Annotated in this window: 16 protein-coding genes; 7 read left to right on the top strand and 9 right to left on the bottom strand. The window is 63.2% G+C overall.

Annotation, left to right across the window (positions count from 1 at the left end; genetic code table 11):
• Positions 1 to 10: 10 nt before the first annotated feature.
• From X730_RS148145 to X730_RS148160, 4 genes are all read right to left on the bottom strand, one after another.
• On the bottom strand, positions 11 to 823 hold the full coding sequence (locus X730_RS148145) for an ABC transporter permease (protein ID WP_023683576.1): 813 nt from the start codon (positions 821 to 823) through the stop codon (positions 11 to 13).
• Positions 823 to 1686 carry an ABC transporter permease gene (locus X730_RS148150; RefSeq protein WP_023689180.1) on the bottom strand — a complete coding sequence of 288 codons (864 nt, stop codon included), beginning with the start codon at positions 1684 to 1686 and terminating at the stop codon, positions 823 to 825. Before X730_RS148150 ends, X730_RS148145 begins: the two co-directional genes overlap by 1 nt.
• 60 nt (positions 1687 to 1746) lie before the next feature.
• Complete coding sequence (locus X730_RS148155; protein WP_023826632.1) at positions 1747 to 2856, bottom strand: spermidine/putrescine ABC transporter substrate-binding protein; 1110 nt, start codon at positions 2854 to 2856, stop codon at positions 1747 to 1749.
• Positions 2837 to 3973 carry an ABC transporter ATP-binding protein gene (locus X730_RS148160; protein WP_023823950.1) on the bottom strand — a complete coding sequence of 379 codons (1137 nt, stop codon included), beginning with the start codon at positions 3971 to 3973 and terminating at the stop codon, positions 2837 to 2839. Before X730_RS148160 ends, X730_RS148155 begins: the two co-directional genes overlap by 20 nt.
• 113 nt (positions 3974 to 4086) lie before the next feature.
• Here X730_RS148160 and X730_RS148165 point away from each other — a divergent pair, with 113 nt between their 5' ends.
• The 7 genes from X730_RS148165 to ugpC all read left to right on the top strand — a co-directional run bounded on the left by X730_RS148165 (position 4087) and on the right by ugpC (position 11358).
• Positions 4087 to 4896: a LuxR C-terminal-related transcriptional regulator gene (locus X730_RS148165; RefSeq protein WP_023725984.1), complete on the top strand. Its 810-nt coding sequence runs from the start codon at positions 4087 to 4089 to the stop codon at positions 4894 to 4896.
• Between the two features lie 94 nt (positions 4897 to 4990).
• Positions 4991 to 5908, top strand: a complete 918-nt coding sequence (locus X730_RS148170) for an AraC family transcriptional regulator (RefSeq protein WP_023671262.1) — start codon at positions 4991 to 4993, stop codon at positions 5906 to 5908.
• A gap of 229 nt (positions 5909 to 6137) precedes the next feature.
• Positions 6138 to 7409 (top strand): sugar ABC transporter substrate-binding protein, encoded by a 1272-nt coding sequence (locus X730_RS148175; protein ID WP_023693095.1) that lies wholly within the window; start codon positions 6138 to 6140, stop codon positions 7407 to 7409.
• A gap of 99 nt (positions 7410 to 7508) precedes the next feature.
• On the top strand, positions 7509 to 8375 hold the full coding sequence (locus tag X730_RS148180) for a sugar ABC transporter permease (protein ID WP_023826631.1): 867 nt from the start codon (positions 7509 to 7511) through the stop codon (positions 8373 to 8375).
• 11 nt (positions 8376 to 8386) lie between these two features.
• Positions 8387 to 9187, top strand: coding sequence for a carbohydrate ABC transporter permease (locus X730_RS0133930; protein ID WP_031197075.1), 801 nt, complete (start codon positions 8387 to 8389; stop codon positions 9185 to 9187).
• Between the two features lie 27 nt (positions 9188 to 9214).
• Positions 9215 to 10261, top strand: a complete 1047-nt coding sequence (locus X730_RS148185; RefSeq protein WP_023729773.1) for an NAD(P)-dependent alcohol dehydrogenase — start codon at positions 9215 to 9217, stop codon at positions 10259 to 10261.
• A gap of 2 nt (positions 10262 to 10263) precedes the next feature.
• On the top strand, positions 10264 to 11358 hold the full coding sequence (gene ugpC, locus X730_RS148190) for a sn-glycerol-3-phosphate ABC transporter ATP-binding protein UgpC (RefSeq protein ID WP_023826630.1): 1095 nt from the start codon (positions 10264 to 10266) through the stop codon (positions 11356 to 11358).
• Between the two features lie 54 nt (positions 11359 to 11412).
• Here ugpC and X730_RS148195 read toward each other — a convergent pair whose 3' ends face one another.
• The 5 genes from X730_RS148195 to X730_RS148215 form a co-directional block, all read right to left on the bottom strand.
• The gene (locus tag X730_RS148195; protein ID WP_023806253.1) at positions 11413 to 12999 is read right to left on the bottom strand and encodes an FGGY-family carbohydrate kinase; all 1587 of its coding nucleotides are present in this window, start codon (positions 12997 to 12999) and stop codon (positions 11413 to 11415) included.
• A 135-nt stretch (positions 13000 to 13134) separates the two neighbouring features.
• Positions 13135 to 13794 carry an HAD family hydrolase gene (locus tag X730_RS148200; protein ID WP_023689170.1) on the bottom strand — a complete coding sequence of 220 codons (660 nt, stop codon included), beginning with the start codon at positions 13792 to 13794 and terminating at the stop codon, positions 13135 to 13137.
• 11 nt (positions 13795 to 13805) lie between these two features.
• Positions 13806 to 15284: a mannitol dehydrogenase family protein gene (locus X730_RS148205; RefSeq protein ID WP_023826629.1), complete on the bottom strand. Its 1479-nt coding sequence runs from the start codon at positions 15282 to 15284 to the stop codon at positions 13806 to 13808.
• A gap of 46 nt (positions 15285 to 15330) precedes the next feature.
• Complete coding sequence (locus tag X730_RS148210; RefSeq protein ID WP_023826628.1) at positions 15331 to 16101, bottom strand: L-iditol 2-dehydrogenase; 771 nt, start codon at positions 16099 to 16101, stop codon at positions 15331 to 15333.
• Positions 16098 to 17102 (bottom strand): ABC transporter ATP-binding protein, encoded by a 1005-nt coding sequence (locus X730_RS148215; RefSeq protein WP_023826627.1) that lies wholly within the window; start codon positions 17100 to 17102, stop codon positions 16098 to 16100. Before X730_RS148215 ends, X730_RS148210 begins: the two co-directional genes overlap by 4 nt.
• Between the last annotated feature and the right edge of the window lie 31 nt (positions 17103 to 17133).

Raw genomic sequence — 17133 nt, 5'->3', positions numbered from 1 at the left:
GATGGCTTGTTCAGTTTGACGGCTGGCGCTGGCGCAGCTGCCATTGGGCAAGCACCACCAGAAGAACCGAGGCGACGAGCACGATGGTGGCGATGGCGTTGATTTCCGGCGTCACGCCGCGCCGGATCGAGGCGAAGACATAGATCGGCAGCGTCGTCTGCGCGCCGGCGACGAAGAAGGCGACGATGAAATCGTCGAAGGAGAAGGTGAAGGCGAGCAGGAAGCCGGCGATCACCGCCGGCATGATCTGCGGCAGCACGATCGAGCGAAACGTCGTCAGCGGCGTGGCGTAGAGATCGCTCGAGGCCTCGACCAGGTTGCGGTCGAGGCTGGCGAGACGCGTGCCGACGATTATCGTCACCAACGCCATCGAAAACAGGCCGTGGGCGGCGATGATCGATCCATAGCCGAGCGACAGGCGCGGCGGCTGGTCGTTTGGCCAGATCGAGGCGAGGAACGGGTTGAGCACGCCAAACAACTGGACCAGCGCGACGAGCGTCGAGATGCCGATGACGACGCCGGGAACGACGATCGCGGCACCCATCAGCGCGTCGAAGACGGCGCGGGTTCTGAGCCCGACCCGCGCCAGGCCGAGTGCGGCTGCCGTGCCGCACACCGCCGCCAGAAGCGCGCTGGTGGTGGCGATGAACAGGCTGTTCTTCAATGCCTCGACCAGGAACGGGTTCGACAGCGCCGTGCCGTACCACTGCACCGAAAAGCCGGTGAACTCGCTGGCATGGCGGCCGGCGTTGAAGGAAAACAGCACGACCAACGCAATCGGCAGATAGAGGAAGGCGAAGACGGCTGTGACGAAGGCGCGCATCAGATCAGATCCACCCTGCGGGCGCCCGACACCCGTGTCGAAATGCGGTTGGCGGCAATCAGCACCACCACCGAAACCGCCACCAAGGTGATGGCGATGGCCGATCCGAACGGCCAGTTGCGCGACTGCAGGAACAGGTCGACCAGCGCGTTGCCGATGAAGAACACCTTGCCGCCGCCAAGCAGCGTCGGGATCAGGTATTCGCCAAGCAGCAGGATCATGACCAGCGAGAAGCCGGTCATGACGCCCGGCAGCGACAGCTTCAGCGTCACGCCTAGGAAGGTCGAGAGCGGCGTCGCGCCGAGATCGGCAGAGGCTTCCAGCAGCCGTCGGTCGAGCCGCTCGAGACTGACATAGATCGGCAGGATCATGAGCGGCAAATAGCCATAGACGATGCCGAGCAGCACGGCGCCCGGCGTGTTGATCAGCCTGACATCCTCGGTGCCGACAAAGGCCAGCAGTGCGGGAATGCCGCGTCCGCCCAGAATGTACATCCAGGCATAGGTGCGCATCAAAAGGCTGGTCCAAAAGGGAATGACGACGAGCGCAAGCAGGATCAGTCGCCAGCGTTGCGGCGCCTTCAGGGCGAGGTAGTAGGCAACCGGGTAGGCGACGAGCAGGCAGGCAAGCGCGCCCACCGGCGCCAGCATCATCGTGTTCCAGAAGGCGGTCGCCCTTGCCGGGAGATTGGCGTATTGCGCCAGCGTGAAGGCGGCCTGATAGCCGCCCTCCGGCGCCCGCTCGCCGACGCTAAACACGGCAATGGCGATGAACGGCAACACCAGGAACACCACCAGCCACGCCGTGGCCGGTGCGAGCAGCAGCGCTGTCAGAAAATTGTGCCGAAATCTGTTGCCGTGCATTAAACCGCCCCGATGCCGGCGGACTAGGCCCGCCGGTTTTCCGTTTGCGTCAGGCCAGCCTCAAGCCGACTTGAAGCGCGCCATCAGTTCGGCGCGGCCGGGGTCGGTCAGCGTCGCCGCCGCACCGAATTCCAGCGGTGTCAACAGGTCGGCCGCCGGGTAAAGGATCGGATTGTCGAGCACTTCCTTGGGCAGCAGTTTGTTGACCCGCGCGTCGGTCGAGGGCGCGCCATTGGCGAGATGCTCCTTCACAGCAACCTCCGGGGTCATCAGATAATTGAGCAAGGCATAGCCGGCCGGCTTGTTCGGCGCGTCCTTCGGGATGGCGTAGAAATCGGTCCAGATTTCGCCGCCCTCCTTGCCCAGCACATAGGCGATCTCTGGAATATCGCGATGCAGCTGTGCGCCATCATTCGTCCAGCACATGGTCATCCAGGCGTCGCCCGCCCGCATGCCCGGCTGGTAGTCCGAAGAGACCGCGAACAGATGCGGCTTGACCTTGAGCAGCAGTTCCTCGGCCTTGGCGAGTTCGTCCTGCTTCAGCGAGTTGAAGGAATAGCCGTAATATTTCAGCGCGTTGCCGATGGTGGTCAGCTGGTAGTCATGCACCATGGTGCGGCCATCGCCCTCAGCCATGGCGACGTCCCAGAATTCCTTCCAGCTCGTCATCGGCTTGGCCAGCTTCTTGGTGTTGACGGCAAAGCCCGTGGTGCCCCAGTTCTTCGGCACCGCGTAGGTCGTGCCGTCGATCGTGCCTTCCGAGGTGAAGCGCGGGTCCTCCTGGGAGCCGTCGAAATTCGGCAGCTTGGCCATATCGAGCGGATCGATGATGCCGAGCTTCTTGTAGGTCGAGATCGTGTAGTTGGTCGGCACGAACAGGCTCCAGCCCGAGGCGCCGGCCTGCAGCTTGGCCAGCATCTCCTCATTGGAGCCGAACACGTTGACCTCGACGGCGACGCCGGTGTCCTTCTTGAAATTCTCGAAGGTCTGCGGGTCGTGATAGTTCGGCCAGGTGGCGATCGACATGCGGTCGCCGAGGTTTTCGGCGGCGAAGGCCGGCGTCGGCATGATGCCGAGCTCNCGGCCGATCGAGCCGCGCTTCAGGCGCATCAGCTGGTCGACGAAGTTCTCAGGGCTAATCGGCAGTCCGTCACGATATGATTTCGACATTTTTTGCTACCCTCTGGTTGGTCCCGTTGTTCTTGGTCTCCGGAAACGCCAGCGGCGTCCCGGAGGCAAAGCCGATGGCGACGGGTTCACCCGGCTTGAAGAGGTTGCCATGGCCGATCACATGGTCGGCCTTGGCCAGCAGCGTTCCGATGCCCTGCACCTCGATGGCGTATTCCGCCGTTGAGCCCAAGAAGATCCGGTTGCGTACGATGCCCTTGAAAGGGCTGCCTTTGGTGGCGCCGAGGCTTAGCGATTCAGGACGCAGGCTGACAGAAACGGTCTCGCCCTGCTGCAAGGCGGTTCGTTTGCGCGCGGCAATGACGGTTCCGTCCGCCAGCGCCACATTGACAAGATCGCCTGTATGCCCGGCAACCTTGCCGCTCAACAGATTGGTCTTGCCGACGAAGTCGGCGACGAACAGGTCGGCCGGCTCGTCATAGATCTCGCTTGGTTGCCCGAGCTGTACGATGCGGCCGCCGTTCATGACGCAGACGAAGTCGCTCATCGACAGCGCCTCCTCCTGGTCGTGGGTGACCAGCACGAAGGTGATGCCGATCTCGCGCTGCAGGTTCTGCAACTCGATCTGCATGTCGGTGCGCAGTTTCTTGTCGAGGGCCGCCAGCGGCTCGTCGAGCAACAGCACGGCCGGCTTGTTGACCAGTGCGCGCGCCAGCGCGACGCGCTGCTGCTGGCCGCCGGACAGTTCGTGGATCTTGCGGCCGCCATAGCCGGCGAGCCGCACCATTTCGAGCGCCTCGCCGGCGCGACGGCCGATTTCCTGCGACGACAGGCGTGGCCGTGCCTGGCGCAGCCCGTAGGATACATTGGCTTCGACATCGAGGTGCGGAAACAGCGCATATTGCTGGAACACCATGTTGACCGGGCGGCGATAGGGCGGTGTGCCGGCCATGTCTTGGCCGCGGATGAACACCTGGCCTTCGCTCGGCTGCTCGAAGCCGCCGATCATGCGCAGGCATGTGGTCTTGCCGCAGCCGGACGGTCCGAGAAGGGCGACAAAGGCGGAGGGCGGCACAGCCAGATCGATGCCGCTGACAGCGGTCACGGCGCCATAGCGCTTGGTGACGCCGCGAAACTCGATGTCGGGCACTGCGGTCAAAGTGCTGGCTCCAGCAACAGGGCTATTTCAGGACGCTACCAGAGCCGATGGCGGCTAGTATATACCTCGCAGGTGGTATATCTGATCTATTTTCTCGTTTGAGGGGGTATAGGTTGAGTGCGTCCCGCAGCGACGAATACAGCCGGCTCGCAGCCCTTGTCGCGGCAACGCGAGAGACCAGCGGCGAAATGTTCGGCCAGGCAATGGTCGATTGGCTGAGCCAGCATGTCAGCTTCGACCACTGCGTTATCTTCGGCTATCGCGGCGCATCGCGACCGCCGCTGCTGTTCGAAACCTTCTCGCCGGCCGAGAGCCATGTCTTCGTCACGCTCTATCAGGAAGGACCTTATCTGCTCGACCCATTTCATCACGCGGCGGTGGAGCGCAAGGAGGGGTTCTGGCGCATGCGCGAGCTGGCGCCCGACCGCTTCTATGCCAGCGAGTATTTTCGCACCTACTATAGCCAGACAAGGCTGGCCGAGGAGGTCGGCTTCTTCGTGCCGCTGCCCGGCAAGGATGCGCTGGTGCTGTCGCTGATGCGATTGCACGCCTCGGGTCCCTTCGGCACCGCCGATGCCAGGCTGCTGCGCGACATGGCGCCGGCGGTCATCAACTTCGCCCGGTTGCGCTGGCCCGCACTTTCGGCCGAGGAGCAGGACGAAGCGGAGCAGGGCGAGACGATCGCCGCCGTCAACGAGTTCGACCGCGCCCACATTTGGGAAAGCCTGTCGCTGACCCCGCGCGAAAAGCATGTCGTCGATCTGGTGCTGCAGGGGCATTCCACCGAGTCGATCGCGAGAGCCATGCGCATCGTACCGGGAACGGTGAAGGTTCACCGCCGCAACATCCATCGCAAACTCGGCGTCAAATCCCAGGCCGGGCTGTTCGCCCGCTTCATTGAGATCATCGAGAGCCGGCGTTGAAATCGCTGAGGCAGACATCGTTCACTTGCGGGCGACAGACTGCTACGGATTACCCGAAACCAGTCGCTTCCTCATACGCCCCGGAGAGCAGACGATGGCATTCAGGCGCAGAAAGAACACGGCCGCGATCCCTCGCACGGTGCCGGCTTTCGAGCACATCGTCACCGAGGCGAGCGACAGTTTCCTGTGGCGGCTCGACGACTATCCCTGGGAGCGCAATGTCTGGAATTTTCATCCGGAATACGAGATCCATCTCCTGCGGAAGTCTTCCGGGGTCGCGCTGGTCGGCGATCACATCGGCGAATTCGGGCCGGGCTACCTGAGCATCGTCGGCGGCGGGCTGCCGCATGACTGGGTGACATCGGTGCAACCCGGCGAGCTGATCGAAGGACGCGACATCGTGCTGCAATTCGATCCGCAGCGGCTGCGCGGCTCGGCGGGACTGCTGCCGGAGCTGCGCGAACTGGAACCGTTCCTGGAGCGATCGCTGCGCGGCATCGTCTTCCATGGCCGCGCCGCGCTCGACGGCGCTGCGCTGATGGAACGGATGGGCACCGTGCACGGGCTCGCCCGGTTTTGCCTCTTCCTCGAACTGGTCGATCTGCTGGCCAGGACAGACGAATACGAGCTTTTGTCCTCGCCGGATTTCTCACCCGCGCTCGACGCAACCTCGCTGGACATCATCCAGCGCACGCTGACCTATCTCTTCCAGCATTTCGCCGAGGATCTGAAGCTGCCGGAGGCGGCGGAGCTGGCCGGGATGAGCGAAAGCACGTTTTCGCGCTTCTTCCAGAAGAACACCGGCAACAGTTTCAGCGACCACATCGCCAAGCTCCGGCTCTGGCAAGCCTGCAAGCTGCTGGCGGACACCGATATTCCGATCACCGACATCTGCTTCCAGGTCGGCTACATGAACATCTCCAACTTCAACCGCGCCTTCCTGCGCAAGCACCGGATGACGCCGTCATCCTACCGCAAGCTGTCGAAGCAGCGGATGACGATGCGCGCCTGAAAACCGGCCTTCCTCACTCCATCGGTACTCATGTGACAGAGGCCGTGCAGGCGGGCCGGATTTTGCAGCGCACAATGCATAAAAGTACAGGTCTGCTGCAACGAGGCTTCTAGCGCGGCCTTTAGCAACTCCTCATTTTGGCGATGGGTGGCTTGTCGCTCGGGCGATGGCGAGGATCGCGCAACCGAAGACTTCCGCTTCCTGCGACTGTTCCTGGAGGAGAAAATCAATGAAACCAATTCGGCTCGCTGCGAGCATAAGCGCAGCTTTCATGCTTACCACGACCCTCTCGACCATGGCGCTGGCGGCGCCGGTCTGCTCGGCGCCGGTCAAGGTGCTGGCGCAACCGCGTGACGGGCTGACGCTGCTGGAGGCGTCCAAGGACGAGTTCCAGAAACTGGCCGGCGCCAGCTTCCAGATCGACTATCTCAACGAGAACGACCGCCGGGCGAAATCGCGCGCCGATGCGTCCACGGTGGGCAACTACAACGTCTACTATGTCGACGAAGCCAATGTCGCGCTGTTCGCCTCGTCGAAATGGATCGTGCCGCTCACCGACTATTACCCGGCTGACTACGACTACGCCGATTTCGACCCGGGCCGGCAGAAGGTCGCCACCTATGACGGCAAGGTGTGGTTCGCGCCGCTGACCGGCGGCGGCGACCTGATGGTCTACCGCAAGGACATTCTGGAAGCCGCCGGCATCCAGCCGCCGAAGACGCTGGACGAGTTGATCGCCGACGTGCCGAAGCTGACTGATCCCGACAAGGGCATGTACGGCATCGCGCTGCGCGGCGCGCGTGGCTCGGGCGCCAATGTCTGGCGCTGGATGCCGTTCTTCAAGGCCTATGGCGGAAAATGGTTCGACGGTGACAAGCCGGCTTTCAACTCCGAGGCCGCGGTCAAAGCGACCGAGACCTATCTTAAACTGTTCAAGGATTCAGCGCCCGGCACGCAGACCGGCAGCTGGGATGAATCGACCGGCGCCTTCCTGTCGGGCCAGGTTGCCATCTTGGTCGAATCGACGCCGCTGTCGGGCATGGCGGTCGACCCGAAGACCTCGCAAGTGGTCGGCAAGATCGGCTTCCTGCCGCCGCCCTCGCCACTGACCGGCGGCGGCTACGGCCACGGCCTCGCCATCGCCGCCAAGGCCAATGCCGATGACGCCGCGAAGCAATGCGCCGGCCTGTTCATCGCCTGGGCGACGTCGAAGGAGAACGAGAAGCGCCGGCTCGACGCGCACCAATTCGGCGAGCTCAACCGCACCAGCGTGCTGTCCAGCAAGGAGTTCGCCGACATCTATGGCGCCGATCTCGGCCAGGCGCTTGCCGATACCGGCAAGGTGACGGCGGTGAACTTCTGGCAGGATCCGCGCTGGCCGGATCTCGGCGACCGCTGGGGCATCATCCTGGAAGAGCTGGTCACCGGCACGCGCACCGACGTCAAGGGCGGCCTCGACGAACTCGAGGCCTACGCCAACGAGCTGGTGAAGAAGAAGTAATCCTCCCGGCCGCGGCGCGCGGTCCACGGCATTCGACCGGATGCCGGGTCCTGTGCGCCGCGGGTTCTCCCCAAAAAAGGCACAGCCCGAGGATAGGCCATGCGCCGACGCTCTTCCCTGCCCGTGACGTTTCTGGTTCCGACGCTCACCATTCTTCTGGTGCTGTCGATGGTGCCGACGCTCTACGCCATCGTCATCGCCCTGCAGAACCGCGAGCTGAGCTCCTCGGACTATTCCTGGGTCTGGTTGTCGAACTTCATCGACCTGTTCGCCGACCGGCGTTTCCTCAACGCGGTCTGGGTTTCGGTGAAGTGGGAAATCGTCACCGTCGTGGCAACGATGATGGTGGCCATCGGGCTCGGCGTGCTGATGTTCGAAGTGGCGTCGCCGCGGCTGCGCAACATCTACTGCCTGCTGTTCATCATCCCGGTGCTGTTGCCGCGCGTGTCGGCGGCTTTCGTGTGGAAGTTCGCCTATCATCCGCTCTACGGCATCGCCACCTATCCCTACAGGCTGATCACCGGCGGGCTGATCTTCGACCCGCTGTCGAAGCCGTCGACGGCCCTGTTTGCCGTCGCCTCGGTCGATGTCTGGCAGTGGGGACTGTTCTTCGCGGTCATCGTGCTGAAGCTTCTGGAGACCTTGCCGCCGCAGCCGATCGAAGCGGCGCGGCTCGACCACGCCAAACGCTGGCAGATCCATGCCTATGTGACCTTGCCTATGCTGAAGGCGCCGCTGATCAGCCTGATGTTCGTCAAGATGATCGAATCGCTGCGCTCCTTCGACCTGATTTATGTGATGACGCGCGGCGGGCCGGGCGTGGCGACCGAGACGCTCGACATGTACGCCTTCTCGCAAGGCTTCATCGAATCCGGCAAGGTGTCCTATGCCTCGGCCATGGCGGTGCTGATGATGATCGCGACTGTCATCACCTTCACCATGCTGTGGAAGCGGGTGCAGGCATGAGGCCGTATCGCATGAGACCGGGCCGCCTCATCGGCAAGATCATCCTGGCCTTCGCCGGCTTCATGGCGGTGTTTCCGCTCGCCTGGACGGCGGTCAATTCGCTGAAGAACAATGTCGACATCATCACCCGCGTGCCGCGCCTGGTGTTTACCCCGACCTTCGACAATATCAGCTACATCATCGGCCGCGACAGCGTACTGACCGGTCTCTATAACTCGGTCATTTCCTGCGGCGTCGCCGTGCTGATCGGCGTCATGCTCGGCCTTCCGGCAGCCTATGCGGTGGCGCGCTATCCCAATCGCTTCGCTGGCGACATCCAGTTCTTCGTGTTGTCGCTGCGCTTCCTGCCCCCGGTGGCAGTCGCCATTCCGCTGATGGTGATCTGGCTGCAGATCGGGCTCTACGACACCTTGCCGGCGCTGATCGTCACCTATTCGCTGCTCACCATCTCGGTGATCATGTGGCTCGCCATTCCCGCCTTCCAGGCCGTGCCGAAGGAAATCGAGGAAGCCGCTTTCGTCGACGGCTACGGCGCTTACTCGGTGTTCTGGCGCATTGCGCTGCCGGTAGCGGCGCGCTCGCTGATCGGCGCCGTCGCCTTCAGCTTCGTGCTGGTGTGGAACGAATTCCTGATCGCGCTGATGCTGTCCAGTTCCAACGCCAAGACATTGCCGATCGTCGCTTCCGAACTTTCACAGCAAGGCATGAACGTGCCGTGGGGAATCCTCAACGCCTCGGTCGTGCTGTTGTCGCTACCGCCGCTGCTGTTCCTCGGCGTGCTCAGCGGCTTCCTGAATTCCGTTTTCCGGTAAAAAAAGACTTGATGCGAGGACTTACCTATGCGGGCACTGGTGCTTGAGAAAAAAGGCGAACTGTCGCTGCGCGAGATCGCGCTGCCGCTCGACGTCGGACCGGGCGATGTCAAGATCGCCATCCACACGGTCGGCGTCTGCGGCAGCGACGTGCACTATTACACCCATGGCGCCATCGGCAGCTATGTCGTGCGGGCCCCGATGGTGCTCGGCCACGAAGCCGCGGGAACGATCGTCGAGATCGGCGCCAATGTCGGCACGCTGAAGGTCGGCGACCGCGTCTGCATGGAGCCGGGCGTGCCGAACCTGTCGTCGCGCGCGACCAGGCTCGGCATCTACAATGTCGACCCTGACGTCTCCTTCTGGGCGACGCCGCCTGTCCATGGCGTGCTGGCGCCCTATGCCGTGCACCCGGCCGCCTTCACCTACAGACTGCCGGACAATGTCACCTTCGCCGAAGGCGCGATGGTCGAACCCTTTGCCATCGGCATGCAGGCGGCGAGCCGCGCCCGCATCGTGCCTGGCGACGTCGCCGTCGTCGTCGGCTGCGGCCCGATCGGCATCATGATCGCGCTGGCGGCGCTGGCCGGCGGCTGCTCGAAGGTGCTGATCTCCGATTTTTCCGCACCCAAGCTCAAGATTGCCGCGCAATATCCCGGCATCGTGCCGGTCAATATAGGTGAGCAATCGCTGGTCGACGCAGTCTCCGCCGCGACCGACAATTGGGGCGCGGATATCGTGTTCGAGGCGAGCGGCAGCCCGAAGGCATTCGCCGACCTGTTCGATGTCGCGCGGCCGGGCGGCGCGGTGGTGCTGGTCGGACTGCCGGTCGAACCGGTCAGCCTCAACGTTCCGGCGGCCATCTCCAAGGAAGTGCGCATCGAGACGGTGTTCCGTTACGCCAACATCTTCGACCGCGCGCTGCAGCTGATCGCCTCGGGGAAGGTCGACCTCAAGCCGCTGATCACCGGCACTTATGATTTCTCGGACAGCATCGAGGCCTTCGAGCGGGCGGCGCAAGGCAAGCCGCAAGACGTCAAGCTGCAAATCCTTCTTACCGGCGAGAAGGGCTGACCATGTCCGCGATCGTTTGCTCCCATGTCGACAAGGCTTACGGCGCCACCACCGTCATCCGCGACCTCAATCTCTCGATCGAGGAGCACGAATTCGTCGTATTCCTCGGCCCGTCCGGCTGCGGCAAGTCGACCTTGCTCAGGATGCTGGCCGGACTGGAGGATATCAGCGGCGGGGAAGTGTCGATCGGCGGCAAAGTGGTCAACGATCTCGAGCCCGGCGAGCGCGGCATTGCCATGGTTTTCCAGAACTATGCGCTCTACCCGCATATGACGATCTTCGACAACATCGCCTTTGGGCTCAAGCGACAGAAAGTGCCCCCGGCCGAGATCCGGAAGCGAGTCGAGGCGGTGGCAACGACGCTCGGCCTCGAACCTTACCTCGCCCGCAAGCCGACCGAACTTTCCGGCGGCCAGCAGCAGCGCGTGGCGATTGCGCGCGCCATGATCAAGACGCCGAAAGTGTTCCTGTTCGACGAGCCGCTGTCCAATCTAGATGCCAAACTGCGCAACCACATGCGGGTCGAGATCGCCTGGCTGCATCAGTCGCTGAAGACCACCACCGTCTATGTCACCCACGATCAGTTGGAAGCGATGACGCTGGCCGACCGGATCGTGCTGCTCAGGGATGGCGTTATCGAACAGATCGGCTCGCCTGCGGAGATCTATCGCCAGCCGGGCAATCTGTTCGTCGCCGGCTTCATCGGTACGCCGAACATGAATTTCATCGACGTGGCCGTCGGGCGGAAGGACGAACGCTGGACGCTGACAGACGGCGGCTCGAGCTTCTCCATAGAAGGCTCGGGCTTCGATCTACGCGGCGTCCAGCGCGCCGTGCTTGGAATCCGACCGCCGGACCTGAAGACCGCCGGCGCTCAGAGCATCAATCTTCTGCAAGGCACCGCCGACCTCATCGAGTTCCATGGCAATGACGCGCTGGTGACGTTCGCCTGCGGCGGCAAGGAGGTCGGCGCATTGGTATCGGCCCGCGAATGCCCGGCGTTGCGCGCGCCTGTGCGCTACACATTCGAGGAGGAGAGCGTGCATCTGTTCGACTCGGCGACCGGCGCATCCTTGCGCCGGCGAGAGGAGGCCTAGATTTGGTACGCAATTCCGGACGGAAAACCGTTTCACATTTTTCGTGGAATTGCTCTAGCTGATGGCGTCGAGCTCCTGCCGCTGGCGGTGCATTTCGAGGAAAATCCTGTAGTCGCGGTCGAAGCGGCCTGACGCGGCCCGGTTCGAGGTGCGCGCCCTGCCGCCTTGCTGCATGGCGACGCAAGCGGCATTCAGGTCCGGGAACAGACCGGCCGCGGTGGCGGCGACCATGCCGGTGCCGAGCAGAACGGCTTCGTCGGCCAGCGGCTCGATTACCGCGCAGCCGGTCGCGTCGGCATAAAGCTCCATCAGCAACGGGTTCTTGGTGTGGCCGCCGGTGACATGCAGCGTGTCGATGAGATAGCCGTTCTCGTTCAGCGCCTCCAGCACATGGCGCACGCCGAGCGCGATGCCGACGGCGGTGCGCCAATACAGCTTGCACAGACTGTCGAAGGAGGAATCCAGCGTCAGCCCGCTGACCACGCCGACGGCATGCGGGTCGGCAAGCGGCGAGCGGTTGCCGTGGAAATCCGGCAGCACATGCAACCTCGCCGCCAGCTTGTCGCCTTCGGTGCTGCGCAGTTCAGCGACGCGCCTGGCGATCTTGGCATGCATGGCCGCATCCGGCTCGCCGCCGGCGCCATGCCAGCGGATGATGTGGTCGAGCAAGGCACCAGTGGCCGACTGTCCGCCTTCCGACAGCCACAGCTTTGGCAGTGCGGCGCCATAGTATGGACCCCAGACGCCGGCGAAAGGCTGCGGGTCGGGCGACATCGCCATGACGCAGGACGAGGTGCCGGCGATCAATGCCAGATGGCGGCCGATATTCTGCTCGTCGCCAGCAAAGCCGCCGAGCACGCCAAGCGCGCCGGCATAGGCATCGATGACGCCGGCGCCGACCCGACAGTTTTCGCTCAAGCCCAACTCCGCCGCCGCTTCAGGGGTGAGCGTGCCGATGTCGGCACCGACAGCACTTGCCTTCTCCGGCAGGCTGCCGTGTTCGAACAGATCGCCAAGCCCGACCCTGTCGAAGAAGTCACGGCGCCAGCCGGTTTCCTCATGCGCCAGATAGGTCCATTTGGCGGTCAGCGTGCATTGCGAGCGCGCCAGCGACCCGGTCGCCTTCCAGGTCAGGAAATCGGTGAGGTCGAACAGGTAGCCGGCTTCATGCCAAGTTCCCGGCAGATTGCGCTTCAGCCACATCAGCTTCGGCGTCGCCATTTCCGGCGACATGACGCCACCGATATAGTCGAGTACGGCGTGGCCGCTATCGGTGCATTCATCTGCCTCGGCGATGGCGCGATGGTCGAGCCAGACGATGGTGTCCCAGCGCCGTTCGCCCGTCACCGAGACGCTGAGCTGGCCGGCATTCCTGTCCAGCACCACCAGCGAGCAGGTGGCGTCGAACGACATGCCGACAATATCGTCGGCTGACACACCGGCCTTTTCGCGCGCGGCACGCACCGCGATGCAGACCGCCGACCAGATATCCTGCGAATTGTGCTCGGCGTGATCGGCCTTCGGCTGGTTCATGACGATCGGATGCTCGGCGCGGCCGAGCAAGGTGCCTGACGTATCGAGAATGCCCGCGCGGGCGCTCCCGGTGCCGACATCGACCGCGCAAACGAAGCTTTTCGTCAAGATGCTTTTACTCTCGCTCCCTAGAGCCGGATGATTTCAGGTCTGTTCGACCCGAAATCTGAATCCGTCTCTAAATCAAAGAAGTAGAGCATGATGTCGTTCCGAAAACCGATTCACACTTTTCGGCATCATGCTCTAGCCTGCAATCAGATCGGGCAATTGCAGCATGTCCGCGAATATAAAGTCCGGTTCACTCGACGCAAGCCGCGCTTTCAAGGCCGGGTTGCCGGCGTGCGAACCGCCGGTGAAAGCAAAGACGCGCATGCCGGCCGCACGCGCCGCCGCGATGCCGGCAGGGCTGTCCTCGATTACGATGCAATTACCGGGATGCGCGCCCATGGCGGCGGCGGCATGGAGAAAAAGATCCGGCGCCGGCTTGCCGCGCGCGACCATGGCAGCGCTGAACAGATGGGGCTCGAGCAGGCCGAGCAGGCCGGTAACGTCGAGCGCATAGCGAATGCGGTCGAGCGTGCCGGAGGAAGCGACGCAGCAGGGCACGCCCAGCCTCGGCAGGATGTCGCTGATGCCGGGAATCGGCTTCAGCTCCTCGCGGAATTTGCGCATCAGCTCGACGCGCATATCGGTCAGATGCACGTCGGTGATGTCGATGGTGAAATCGCGAAGAAGTATCTCGCGCACGCTCTTCATGCTCTTGCCGAGGAAATGCTCGTAGGCCGCATCCTCGCTGACCGAGCCCCCGGCGGCAGAGATCATGCCGAGCAGAGCCGAAACCGACAGCGCCTCGCTGTCGACCAGCACGCCGTCACAGTCGAAGATGACCAGTTCGGGCGTCATTGCGGCTGGCGTCAGAGCTTGCCGGAGATGTAGCGCGTCAGCGTCGCGCGCGTGCCATTCGCCCACAAGACGTTGAGCGCATGGGCAAAGGCCTCGGCGAACGGCGCCGAGCGGCCGACGTGGCCATATATATCTTCCATCGCAAGCCAGGCACCGGGCTTGTCCTTCGCCGCCTTCGCGCTTGCCTGCAGCCGGTCCCAGCTCGGGTCGTTGGCCTCGATGACCGCGCCGCTGTCTGTGGTGCCGAAACAATAGCGGCACCACAGCGCCGACTCGAGCGCCAGACCCGCGACTCCTTTGCCGGCCTTCAGCCGGTCGGCAATGGTCGGGATGATGAATTTCGGCTGCCGGTTGGAACCGTCGAGGCAAAGCCGACGGATGGTGTCGCCGATCTTGGGGTTGGAAAAGCGGTGCTCGATGAGCTGGTAATAATCCTCCAGCACGGTGTCCGGCACCGGCGGCACGGTCGGGATGATCTCGTCATGCTCGAGCTTGGCGAGGAAGCCGCGCACCAGCGGCTCCTGCATCGCCTCATGGACGAAATGGATGTCCATCAACCCTGCGGGATAAGCGATCGTGGCATGACCGCCATTGAGGATGCGGATCTTCATCAGTTCATAGGGCGCGACATCCCTCACGAATTGCACACCGACCTTTTCCAGCGGCGGGCGGCCGTCGGTGAAATGATCCTCCAGCACCCATTGCTTGAACGGCTCGCAGAACACCGGCCAGTTGTCCTCGAGGCCGAACTCGGTGGCGAGAATACCGCGCTCGCGGTCGGAGGTGGCGGGGGTGATGCGGTCGACCATGCCGTTTGGAAAGGCGACATTGTCGCTGACCCAGTTTGCCAGATCCTCATCGATCAGCCGGGCGAGGCCGATGACGCCATCCGAGGTGACATGGCCATTGTGAGGGATGTTGTCGCAGGACATGACGGTGAACGGCACGATGCCGTCGGCCCGGCGGCGCATCAGGCCCGCAAGGATGAGGCCGAACACCGTCTTCGGCGTCGTGCCTGCCTGTGCGTCGGCGACGATGTCGGGGTGGGTCGGGTTGAACTTGCCGGAGGCCGGATCGATGAAATAACCGCCTTCCGTGATGGTCAGCGAGACGATCTTGATCGCCGGATCGGCGAGCTGGTCGATGATGGCATCGGCATCGCCGGGCGTCAGGAAGTCGATCATGACGCCGGTGACGCGGGCGCTCATATGGTCGGAATCCTGCTCGACCACGGTGGTCAGCCAGTCCTGCTCCTGCAGCTTGGAACGGCCGATTTTTTCGCCCTCGAAGACCCCGGCGCCGACCAGCGCCCAGTCATGGCCGATGCCTGAATTGAAGAGATCGTCGAGGTAGACCGCCTGATGCGAGCGATGGAAATTGCCGACGCCGAAATGGACGATACCGGGTTTGAGCCTGGAGCGATCATATCTGGGACCGGCGACCTTGGCGGGGAGTTCCGAGAGGATCGAGGAGGAGAGTTTCACGGTCATTTTTTTACCCTTTTGGCCGGGCTGCGGCCTTCGTGATCCCGGCCCATCAACTCATCCATTGGCCGCCATCGACATTGTAGGTCTGGGCGACGATGTATTCGGCGTCGTCGCTTGCCAGGAAGACCGCCATGCCGGTCAGGTCCTCCGGCTTGCCCATGCGGCCATAGGGCACGCCCTCGCCGACCAGCCGCTTCTTCTCGCCCTTCGGCCGGTTCTCATATTTGGCAAACAGCGCATCGACCTCATCCCACATATCGCTGTCGACGACGCCGGGCGCGATGCCATTGACGTTGATGCGGTGCTTGATCAGATCGAGCCCGGCGGACTGGGTCAACGAAATCACCGCGGCCTTGGTGGCGCAATAGACGGCGACCAGCGGCTCGCCGCGGCGTCCTGCCTGGCTGGCGATGTTGATGATCTTGCCGCCATTGCCCCTTGCGATCATCGAACGCGCCGCTGCCTGCAGCATGAACAAGGTGCCGGCGACGTTGACGGAGAACAATTTGTCGTAGCTCGCTTTGGTGATCTCGACGATCGGCGCCAGGTCGAACAAGGCAGCGTTGTTGATCAGTATGTCGAGGCCGCCCGTCTTTGTTTCGACCGCCTTGACCGCCGCCTGGATCGAAGCGAGGTCGCTGACGTCGAGCCTGACCGGATAGGCGTTGGCGCCGATCTCGGCGGCCGTCTTTTCGGCAGCCGCCAGATTGATATCGGCAATGGCCACCGTGGCACCCTCGCGCGTGTAGGCTTCGGCAAAAGCCCTGCCGATGCCGCGCGCCGAGCCGGTGATCAGCGCCGATTTGCCGTTCAGTCTCACTGCGTCAGCGCCTTTCCATCGGGGCCGAAGCGATGCATCCGGACCTTGTCGGGCGTCAAATAGATGGTGTCGCCGTGACGCACGGCGAGTTCGCCGTCGGCGCGTACCGTCAGCGGACCGGCGCCGTCGGCCTGGACATGCAGGAAGGTGTCGGAGCCCAGATGCTCGGCGACGCCGACAAGGGCTTTCCAGTCACCCGCTGTGGTCGATATCCCCATATGCTCAGGACGAATGCCGATGGTCTTGGCGTTGTATTTGGCCGCCGGCGCACCTTCGATCAGGTTCATTTTCGGCGAACCGATGAAGCCCGCCACGAACAGGTTCTTCGGCGACTTGTAGAGTTCCATCGGCGAGCCGACCTGTTCGATGTTGCCGGCGTTGAGCACGACGATCTTGTCGGCCATGGTCATAGCTTCGATCTGGTCGTGGGTGACGTAGACCATCGTCGTCTTGAGCTGATGGTGCAGCTCGCTGATTTCGAGCCGCATGGTGCCGCGCAGTGCGGCATCGAGGTTGGACAGCGGCTCGTCGAACAGGAAGGCCGAGGGCTGGCGCACGATGGCGCGGCCGATGGCGACGCGTTGCCGCTGGCCGCCGGAGAGCTGGCCAGGCCGGCGTTCGAGATAGTTGGTGAGGTTGAGGACCCGGGCTGCGTCCTTCACCTTCTTGTCGATCGTCGCCACATCCTCGCCCGCCATCTTCAGCGGGAAGCCGATGTTCTTGGCCACCGTCATATGCGGATAGAGCGCATAGGACTGGAATACCATGGCCAGCTTGCGCTTGGCCGGCGCCTCGCCGGTGACGTCACGGCCATCGATGTTGATGGTGCCCCCGCTGGTGTCCTCGAGCCCGGCGATGAGGCGCAGCAACGTGGACTTGCCGCAACCCGACGGCCCGACGAAGACGACGAACTCGCCATTCTCGATGACCAGGTCGAGGCCTGGAATGATGACCGTCGATCCGAAATGCTTGGAGACGTTCTTGAGCGTGATGTTTCCCATGGTTTCCTCCCCGAGGGGTTATTTGGCCGGA

The sequence above is a fragment of the Mesorhizobium sp. L103C131B0 genome, assembly GCF_000502275.1.
Taxonomy (GTDB): Bacteria; Pseudomonadota; Alphaproteobacteria; order Rhizobiales; family Rhizobiaceae; genus Mesorhizobium.
This window is presented reverse-complemented; position numbering and strand designations above follow the sequence as displayed.